We start from the raw sequence: 7,434 nt of genomic DNA on the forward strand, positions 1-7,434 counted from the left end.
ACCCGTCTTCGGTCATGTCCTCAATCGAGTCCGCCCGCAACAACGCCCGTCTGGTGCGCACCGCCCTGACCCGCGAAGTGTGGGAGGCCGTCAACGAAAGCTGGATGACCCTGAAAGACGCGCTGCGCCGCCCGGTGCGCATGGCCGAATTGCCGGATATTCTGGCGCTGATCCGCCAGCAAAGCGCCCTGACCCGCGGCGCCTTGCACGGCACCATGCTGCGCAATGACATTTTCGACTTTTCCCGCATCGGCACCTTTCTTGAGCGCGCCGACAACACCGCCCGCATACTGGACGTGAAATATTACGTGCTGCTGCCCTCGGTCAGCCAGATCGGCAGTTCGCTGGACAACGTCCAGTGGGAAACGATCCTGCGCTCGGTCGCGGCGCATACCTCGTATCGCTGGCTGAACGGGCCGGATGTTTCTGCGCGCGGCATTGCCGAATTCCTGATTACCGATGGTCGTATGCCTCGGTCTCTGGCGTTTTGCTTGTCTAAGCTGACCGGGAACCTAAGCTATCTGCAACGGGTCTATGACCAGAAATACGAGTGTGTGGATATGGCCGAAGCCTTGTATCACCGGGCCTCCGAAACGCCGGTCGAGGCCATTTTTGAAACCGGCCTGCACGAATTCCTCACCGATTTTCTGGGGGCAAACGCCGCCCTTGGGTCGCAGGTGGAAAAAGACTTTCGGTTTTATGGCTGACCTGACATGCGCCTGAGTATCACCCACACCACCACCTACAGCTATGAGCGCCCTGTGTCCTATGGCTTGCAGGAATTGCGTCTGACGCCAAAAAGCCGGGCGACCCAGAAAGTCCTGTCATGGATGACGATGGTCGATGGCGGCAAGACCGAGCTGGAATTCGTCGATCAGCACATGAACGAGGTGCGGCTGATCAGTTTCGAGGGCGACGGCCACGCGATCACCATCTCCTGCATGGGCGAGGTCGAAACCTTTGACACCGCAGGGGTCGTTGGCCGCCACGCCGGAAACGCGCCGCTGTGGCTGTTCCGCCGTCCAACCGACCTGACCCGTGCGGGCAACCAGACCCGGCAACTGACGCGCGGGCTGTTGAACGACATCACTGACCCGATCGACCGCATGCACCGCCTGTCCGAGCGCGTGCTTGAGGCCGTTGCCTATGACACCGGCCATACCGATGTTCATTCCAGCGCCGAGGACGTCCTGACCGCAGGGCGCGGGGTCTGTCAGGACCATGCGCATGTGTTCATCGCCGCCGCGCGCTCGATGGGGGTTCCGGCGCGGTATGTCTCGGGCTATCTGCTGATGGACGACCGCATCAATCAGGACGCGACCCACGCTTGGGCCGAAGCCCATATCGACGGCATCGGATGGATCGGATTCGACGTCTCGAACGAGATTTGCCCCGACGAACGATACGTCCGCGTCGCAACCGGGCTTGACTATACCGAGGCAGCCCCGATATCCGGCCTCCGAATGGGGGATCACGGCACTGAAACGCTTTCAGTGGCGATCCAGATCCAACAGCAGTAACGGACGGGGATCAGAAACATGACCTATTGCGTTGGGCTACGGCTGAATGCCGGGTTGTTGTTCATGTCGGATACCCGGACCAATGCCGGGTTGGACAACATTTCGACCTTTCGCAAGATGCACAGCTGGTGCGTGCCGGGCAAAGTGGCAATCACCATGATGACCGCTGGCAACCTTGCCACCACGCAATCGGTGGTCAGCCTGCTGGACGAGCGCTCAAAGGCACCCGAGGAACGCGCGCCGTCTATTCTGGAGCAACCGTCGATGTTTCAGGTGGCGCGGCTGGTCGGCCAGACCCTGCGCGAGGTGATTGCCGCCAATGCGCAGGCCGGGCAACGCGCCGACAGCGCCTTTAATGCCACGATCATTCTGGGCGGCCAGATCGGTGACGGCGGTCAGCGGCTGTTCCTGATCTATCCCGAAGGCAATTTCATCGAAGCCAGCGCCGACACACCGTTCTTCCAGATCGGCGAGACCAAATACGGCCGCCCGATCCTGATCCGCGCCTTCGACCCTGACATGAGCTTTGCCGACGCGATCAAGCTGCTGATGGTGTCGTTCGATTCCACCATCAAGGCCAACCTGTCGGTTGGTCTGCCACTGGATTTCGAGATTTACCGCCGCGACAGCCTGAAAAACGGTGAAATTCACCGGGTGGAAAAGGACGACCCCTATTTCCAGACCATCTCGGAAGGCTGGGGCGATGCGCTGAAACTGGCGTTCGACAGCTTGCCGCCCTATCAACTGGACGAATAATCCGGCCCGTCGGCGCCCAGCGCGGCACCCAGCTGCATCACGAACTTTTCAGCCGCGACCGGCAGAATCCGCCCCTCGCGCTTGCACAGCGCCAGCCGCGCCGGGGCAAAGCGCGCCACCGGGCGGACGGTGCCGCCGATCGCATCCAGCCACCGCTGATCCACCGCCGGCCAGAAACAGAATTGCGCGCTGGCCGCCAGTCCGCCTGCCCCGGCCCGCCACGGCGCCAACAGATAGGCGCTTTCGACCGCCGGGCGCAGCGGCAGGCGCTGGCGCTTGAAATTCAGGTCCAGATGCGCCCGCAGCCCGGCCGTGCCCGGCGGCACGATCAGATCCATGTCCAGCAACTCGGCCAGCTCAATTCGCGGGCTGACCGGCCCGTCCGGCACCGCCGTCAGCGCCAGCACCGGCACATCGAAAGTTTCGACAGTTTCGATGCCATCGCGATATTGCGGCTGAACGATCAGCGCCAGATCGGCCTCGTCCTGTAACAGCAGATCGGCAAAGGCCGTCGGCCCCGAGGGCAGCAGCGAAAACATCACGCTGGGATGGTTGGCGCGGAACGCCTGAACCTGCGCCGGAACCAGACCTTGCTCTAAGACTCGACTCACAGCTACGCGCACATGCCCAATTCTTGTGCCAGCCAAGTCTGAGACCGTTTCTAAAACGCGGTCAATTTCAGCAATGTGATTAATAAATTGGCGATAGTATATCTCACCCACCGTGGACAGCCGCACCCCGCTGGGCAGGCGATCAAAGAAAGGCGCGCCGATCTCTTCCTCTAACGCCAGGATCTGCCGGTTCAAGGCAGACGGGGAAATTGTAAGTTTTTCAGAGGCTTTGCGGATAGACCCCTCGCGAACCACCTCGCGAAGCGCGCGATACAGATTGAGATACCGCATGATTTTCCGCCCACCTGTTGCAATATTTGCAACACTACTACGCAAATTATGAACAAGACAGCAACTCAAATCCTTAACAGGTTGAGTCGCCGACGGGGGTGCTTTCCCCGCGAAATGACACAGGGACAAAAATCTCATGATGAAAAAGCTTCTGACCGCCACCGCTCTGACCGGCCTGCTGGCTGGCGCTGCCCATGCCGAAATCAAAGTGGGTGTTCTGCACTCACTGTCGGGCACGATGGCCATCTCCGAAACCACGCTGAAGGACACCGTCCTGATGCTGATCGAACAACAGAACGCCAAGGGCGGCATCAATGGCGAGATGCTGGTTCCGGTCGTCGTCGACCCCGCGTCGGACTGGCCGCTGTTCGCTGAAAAAGCCCGCGAGCTGATCTCGGATCAGGGCGTGGACGTGATCTTTGGCTGCTGGACCAGCGTGTCGCGCAAATCGGTTTTGCCGGTGATCGAAGAACTGAACGGCCTGCTGTTCTACCCGGTTCAGTATGAAGGCGAGGAATCGTCGAAGAACGTGTTCTACACCGGTGCCGCCCCGAACCAACAGGCGATCCCGGCCACCGATTACTTCCTTGAAGAACTGGGCGTCGAAAAATTCGCGCTGCTGGGCACCGACTATGTCTATCCCCGCACCACCAACAAGATCCTCGAACAGTATCTCAAGGATAAAGGCATTCCCGCCGAAGACATCTTTGTGAACTACACCCCGTTCGGTCACTCGGACTGGTCGAAAATCGTGGCTGACGTCGTGGCGCTGGGCGCTGACGGCAAGAAAGTCGGCGTGATCTCGACCATCAACGGCGACGCCAACATCGGCTTCTACAAAGAATTGGCCGCTGCGGGTATCTCGGCGGATGACATCCCGGTCGTGGCCTTCTCGGTCGGCGAAGAGGAACTGTCGGGTCTGGACACCACCAACCTTGTTGGCCACCTGGCAGCCTGGAACTATTTCCAGTCGGCTGAATCCGGCACCAACGACGAATTCGTCGCGGCATGGAAAGCCAAGATGGGTGAAGAGCGCGTGACCAACGACCCGATGGAAGCCACCTATATCGGCTTCAACATGTGGGTGAACGCTGTCGAAGCCGCTGGCACCACCGACGTCGATGCCGTGCGCGAAAAGATGTATGGTCAGGAATACCCGAACCTGACCGGTGGCACCGCCGTGATGGGCGTCAACCACCACCTGTCGAAACCGGTTCTGATCGGCGAAATCCAGGCTGACGGTCAATTCGACATCATCAGCGCCACCGCCGAAGTTCCGGGCGACGCCTGGACCGACTATCTGCCGGAATCGGCCGTCCTGATGTCGGATTGGAAAGATCTGGGCTGCGGTATGTATAACACCGAGACCAAAAGCTGCGTTCAGCTGAAATCCAACTACTAAGCCGGTTCCCGGCTTAGCCACCCAAGTCAATAAAGGAGGGGGCGCCAAGCCCCCTCCGGTTCGGGCAGCATGACACGCATTCTTACTCTCGGGCTTCGGGCCGCCCTGTTCTGGCTGATGACCGCCTTGGTCGCACTGGCACAAACGCCCATCCAGGACCTGCTTCAGACCTATCAGGCCGATGTGGCCAAACCCTCGCGCAAATCCATCGAAACGGTTGTGGACGCCCTGATCGCCTCGGGCCTGCCCGAAACGCGCAGCGTCCTGTCGAAATGGCGCGAGAAGGAACTCTATCAACGCGACGAGGACGGGCTGTTCTTCTTTGGCGAAGTCGCTGGTCAGGATATCCGCTTGATCGACATCGCCACCGGCCAGACCGTCGGCGCGTATGACAAGAAATCCGTCACTCAACTGAAACCCAACTCGGGCGTGCGCAGCGTGATCGCCACCGCGTTGGTGCGGTATCAGTTGACCGACCCCGACCCGGCCAAGCGCGCCGAGGGCCTGACCGCGATCGAACGCGGCGCCGAGGCCTCGCATCTGCCGGCGCTGCGGGCCTCCCTCGACGGCGAGACCGACGCCGGGCTGCTGGGCCGCAAACAGCGGCTGGAGCGGCTGCTGACCATCGCCTATGACGACGACAGCGCCGCCCGCGTGGCCGCGATTGAAAGTTTCTCGAAAGATCTGGGCGTTGATGCCCGTGGCGCGCTGAACCCGCTGCTGGCGACCACCCGCAAGGCGGCAACCGCCCTGCCCGAAGGCGTGAACATCGCCCGCAAGGTCAAACCCGGCTCCGACGATCTTGACCGCGACGACGCTTATGCCCTGCTGGTCGAAACCGGGCTGGCCCCCGCCCTGATCCCGCCGTCCGAGCAGAAAGAGGCACTGATCGCCCATATCGAAAACGGTCAGGTGGCCGGGTTCGACGTGCTGAACCTGAACACCGACGCCGCCCGCTTTGACGCCTATGCCGCGTTGGCCGCCACCGGCGCCGTGCGCCCGACCGTGACCCCGGCCGAGGTCGATGCCGCGCTGGCCAGCCATGTGTTCTATGACCAGTATCTGGAACCCGACGCCGCCGTGACCGGTGCCGCCAAGAAGGCACTGTTGTCGATCAAGACCCGCGTCGGGCTGAATCAGGCGCTGGACCTTGGGCTGGACGGTCTCAGCCTTGCCTCGATCTATTTCCTTGCCGCCATCGGCCTTGCCATCACCTTTGGCGTGATGGGCGTCATCAACATGGCCCATGGCGAATTCATCATGATGGGCGCCTATACCGGCTATGTGGTGCAGCAGTTCATCCCGAATTACACCGTGTCGATCATCGTCGCGCTGCCGCTGGCCTTTGCCGTGACATTCGCCGCCGGTGTCGCGATGGAGCGGCTGGTGATCCGCTGGCTGTATAACCGGCCGCTGGAAACCCTGCTGGCCACTTTCGGCATTTCGATCGCGCTGCAACAGCTGGCCAAGAACATCTTTGGCACTCAGGCCCGCCCGCTGACCAGCCCCGGCTGGCTGGACGGGGCGCTGGTGCTGAACGACGTGGTTTCGATCAGCTATATCCGCATCGCGATCTTCGTGCTGGGCCTGATCTTTCTGTTCCTGCTGCTGTTCATCCTGAACAAGACCCGCATGGGGCTTGAGGTCCGCGCCGTGACCCAGAACCCGCGCATGGCCGCCAGCATGGGCATCAACCCCGAGCGGGTGAATATGCTGACCTTCGGGCTGGGCTCGGGCATTGCCGGGATTGCCGGTGTGGCGATCGGGCTTTATGCCAAGGTCACCTCCGAACTGGGTGCCGATTACATCGTGCAAAGCTTCATGACCGTGGTCGTGGGTGGCGTCGGCAATATCTGGGGCGCGCTGTTGGGCGCCACGATGATCGGCTTCCTGCAAAAGGGGATCGAATGGTTCAACCCCAGCAACACGCTGGCGGCGCAGACCTATATGATCATCTTCATCATCATTTTCATTCAGTTCCGTCCCAAGGGCATCATCGCCCTCAAGGGCCGCGCGGCGGGGGATTGAGCCATGCAGAAACCGTTTTTCATCCGCAACCCGTCGGTCCTGATCTTTCTGGCGCTGCTGGCCGTGTTTACCATTGGCGCCACGCTGCTAAGCGAAGGCTTTGGCATCGACGTGATCTCGACCTCGATGATCAAGACGCTGGGCAAGACCCTGTGCCTGTGCCTGATCGCCATCGCCATGGATATGGTCTGGGGCTATTGCGGCATTCTCAGCCTTGGGCATTTCGCCTTTTTCGGGCTGGGCGGTTACATGGTTGGCATGTGGCTGATGTATGAGCGCACCAAGGCCATCGTCGTCAGCTCGCTGGCCGAAGCCCCCCTGCCCCCCACCGCCGGAGAAATCCGCGAAGGCATCGGCACCCAGATTTTCGGTGTCGTCGGCGGGGCCGAGATTCCGGCGATCTGGGTGTTTGCCGACAGCCTGACCCTGCAATTGCTGATGGTCGTGCTGATCCCCGGCCTGCTGGCGTTGATCTTTGGCTGGCTGGCCTTCCGGTCGCGGGTGACGGGCGTTTACCTGTCGATCCTGACCCAGGCGATGACGCTGGCACTGTCGCTGTATCTGTTCCAGAACGACAGCGGTCTGCGCGGCAACAACGGCCTGTCCGGGCTGCAAAACATCCCCGGCGCCGAAGCGGTGCCGCAAGCCGAATTGTCGGTGTGGTTCCTGTGGGCCTCGGCGCTGGCGCTGGGTCTGGGCTATCTGCTGGCGTCGTGGATTGTCGGCGGCAAATTCGGCAGCGTCATTCGCGGCATCCGCGACGACGAAGCACGGGTGCGGTTCCTTGGCTATCACGTCGAAAGCTATAAGCTGGTGATCTTTACCG

7 protein-coding genes are annotated in these 7,434 nt (G+C 61.2%); 6 read left to right on the plus strand and 1 reads right to left on the minus strand.

Going from position 1 to position 7,434, the window contains the following annotated elements:
• The 3 genes from ABYW26_RS07915 to ABYW26_RS07925 all read left to right on the plus strand — a co-directional run.
• Nucleotides 1-707: alpha-E domain-containing protein (locus ABYW26_RS07915; protein WP_372604233.1), on the plus strand; the 707-nt coding region annotated here is incomplete at its 5' end.
• Nucleotides 708-713: 6 nt separating this feature from the next.
• On the plus strand, nucleotides 714-1,520 hold the full coding sequence (locus tag ABYW26_RS07920; protein WP_372604234.1) for a transglutaminase domain-containing protein: 807 nt from the start codon (nucleotides 714-716) through the stop codon (nucleotides 1,518-1,520).
• A gap of 18 nt (nucleotides 1,521-1,538) precedes the next feature.
• Complete coding sequence (locus ABYW26_RS07925; RefSeq protein WP_372604235.1) at nucleotides 1,539-2,276, plus strand: peptidase; 738 nt, start codon at nucleotides 1,539-1,541, stop codon at nucleotides 2,274-2,276.
• Here the strand turns inward: ABYW26_RS07925 and ABYW26_RS07930 are convergent.
• Nucleotides 2,261-3,424, minus strand: coding sequence for a LysR family transcriptional regulator (locus ABYW26_RS07930; protein WP_372604236.1), 1,164 nt, complete (start codon nucleotides 3,422-3,424; stop codon nucleotides 2,261-2,263). The two genes, ABYW26_RS07925 and ABYW26_RS07930, sit on opposite strands and share 16 nt — an antisense overlap.
• Here ABYW26_RS07930 and urtA point away from each other — a divergent pair.
• The 3 genes from urtA to ABYW26_RS07945 form a co-directional block, all read left to right on the plus strand.
• Complete coding sequence (gene urtA, locus ABYW26_RS07935; RefSeq protein WP_372604237.1) at nucleotides 3,318-4,580, plus strand: urea ABC transporter substrate-binding protein; 1,263 nt, start codon at nucleotides 3,318-3,320, stop codon at nucleotides 4,578-4,580. The two genes, ABYW26_RS07930 and urtA, sit on opposite strands and share 107 nt — an antisense overlap.
• A 69-nt stretch (nucleotides 4,581-4,649) precedes the next feature.
• A complete protein-coding gene (gene urtB, locus ABYW26_RS07940; protein WP_372604238.1) occupies nucleotides 4,650-6,608 on the plus strand; it encodes an urea ABC transporter permease subunit UrtB in 1,959 nt (652 codons plus the stop codon).
• Nucleotides 6,609-6,611: 3 nt separating this feature from the next.
• Nucleotides 6,612-7,434 (plus strand): urea ABC transporter permease subunit UrtC (locus tag ABYW26_RS07945; RefSeq protein WP_372604239.1); only part of this gene is annotated, 823 nt, incomplete at its 3' end.

The organism is Actibacterium sp. (assembly GCF_041584535.1).
Classification (GTDB): Bacteria; Pseudomonadota; Alphaproteobacteria; order Rhodobacterales; family Rhodobacteraceae; genus Actibacterium_D.